This window comes from Pseudomonas sp. PS01270 (assembly GCF_029959775.1).
Classification (GTDB): domain Bacteria; phylum Pseudomonadota; class Gammaproteobacteria; order Pseudomonadales; family Pseudomonadaceae; genus Aquipseudomonas; species Aquipseudomonas atacamensis.
Genome location: NZ_JASCPT010000252.1, coordinates 1 through 1,902, shown reverse-complemented (window position 1 = coordinate 1,902; position 1,902 = coordinate 1). Strand labels below are relative to the sequence as shown.

Genomic DNA, 1,902 nt, shown 5'->3' with positions numbered 1-1,902 from the left:
TGGGAGCTAGCCGGCTCGCGAAAGCGCTGGAGCAGTCGACATCAATGTTGGATGTCAGTCCGTCTTCGCGAGCAGGCTCGCTCCCACAGGGTTTTGTTCAGCCTTTCTTCTGTGCAAACAACGCATCGAGCTTCTGCTCGAACGTGTGGTAATCGATACGATCGTAGAGCTCCATGCGAGTCTGCATGGTGTCGATGACATTCTGTTGCGTGCCATCGCGGCGGATCGCGGTGTAGACGTTTTCCGCTGCCTTGTTCATCGCACGGAACGCCGACAACGGGTAAAGCACCAGCGAGACGTCGGCGCCAGCCAGTTGTTCGGTGGTGTACAGCGGCGTTGCGCCGAACTCAGTGATGTTGGCCAGGATCGGTGCTTTCACACGGTTGGCGAACAGCTTGTACATGTCCAGCTCGGTAATCGCCTCAGGGAAAATCATGTCAGCGCCGGCCTCGATGCACGCCGCCGCACGATCGAGTGCCGATTCCAGACCTTCCACCGCCAGCGCATCGGTACGCGCCATGATCACGAAGCTGTCGTCGGTACGGGCATCGACGGCGGCTTTGATGCGATCGACCATTTCCTGCTGGCTGACTATTTCTTTGTTCGGGCGATGGCCGCAGCGCTTGGCGCCGACCTGATCCTCGATGTGAATCGCCGCCGCGCCGAACTTGATCATCGACTTGACCGTGCGCGCGACGTTGAAGGCCGACGAGCCAAAACCGGTGTCAACATCCACCAGCAGCGGCAGGTCACAAACATCGGTGATGCGGCGCACGTCGGTGAGCACGTCGTCCAGCCCGGTGATGCCCAGGTCCGGCACGCCCAGCGAGCCTGCGGCCACGCCGCCGCCGGACAGGTAGATCGCCTTGAAACCGGCGCGCTTGGCCAGCAGCGCGTGGTTGGCGTTGATCGCGCCGACCACTTGCAAAGGATGCTCGCTGGCGACCGCATCGCGGAAGCGCTGGCCCGGCGTGTTCAGGTTGGAAGTCATGCATCACCTCGTTCAGTGGCTGTCTTGTTGTGGGCGCCGTCCTCGTAGTGACGGGCGATGTTGCGTTTCGAGGCGCCGATGTGGCGGCGCATCAACAATTCCGCGAGCTCGCCGTCACGGTCGGCGATGGCATCGAGAATGCGGTGGTGTTCGGCGAACGCCTGGTGCGGGCGGTTCGGCGTGGTGGAAAACTGGATGCGGTACATGCGCACCAGTTGATACAGCTCGCCGCAGAGCATCTGCGTCAGCGTGCGATTGCCGCTACCCTGGATGATCCGGTAATGAAAGTCGAAATCGCCTTCCTGCTGGTAGTAACCGACGCCGGCCTGAAACGCCGCATCGCGCTCGTGGGTTTCCAGCACCCGGCGCAGTTCGTCGATTTCCGCGACGCTCATGCGCTCGGCGGCGAGGCGGCAGGCCATGCCTTCGAGGGATTCACGGATTTCATAGAGTTCGATCAATTCGGCATGGCTGAGCGAGACCACCCGCGCACCGACGTGCGGCACGCGCACCAGCAGGCGCTGCCCTTCCAGACGATGGATCGCCTCACGCAGCGGACCCCGACTGATGCCATAAGTACGCGCCAGTTCCGGCTCGGAGATCTTGCTGCCCGGGGCGATCTCGCCTTTGACGATAGCCGCCTGGATACGGCGGAAGACGTTTTCCGACAGCGTCTCGGAGTCGTCACCACTGATGACCGGGGGATCGAGTTGATCCAGCATGATTGTCGACACCTTTAAATCCAATGCGGCAAAAACTAGCCAATAAGACCGCATCAGTCAAAGGATAAATAGGTATTGTCGACAATCGTCTAATAACCGCAATCTACTGGGCACTCAGCCAGTGTGGGAGCGAGCTTGCTCGCGAAAGCGGAATGTCAGTCACCGTGGGTTCGAATGGCACGCCCCCTT

General features: G+C 60.8%; 2 protein-coding genes. Both read right to left on the bottom strand.

What is annotated here, in order from left to right; all coding sequences use genetic code 11:
• Nucleotides 1–97: 97 nt before the first annotated feature.
• Complete coding sequence (gene prpB / locus QMX86_RS27950; protein ID WP_024012298.1) at nt 98–991, bottom strand: methylisocitrate lyase; 894 nt, start codon at nt 989–991, stop codon at nt 98–100.
• Complete coding sequence (locus QMX86_RS27945; RefSeq protein ID WP_177318503.1) at nt 988–1,710, bottom strand: GntR family transcriptional regulator; 723 nt, start codon at nt 1,708–1,710, stop codon at nt 988–990. Before QMX86_RS27945 ends, prpB begins: the two co-directional genes overlap by 4 nt.
• Nucleotides 1,711–1,902: the final 192 nt, after the last annotated feature.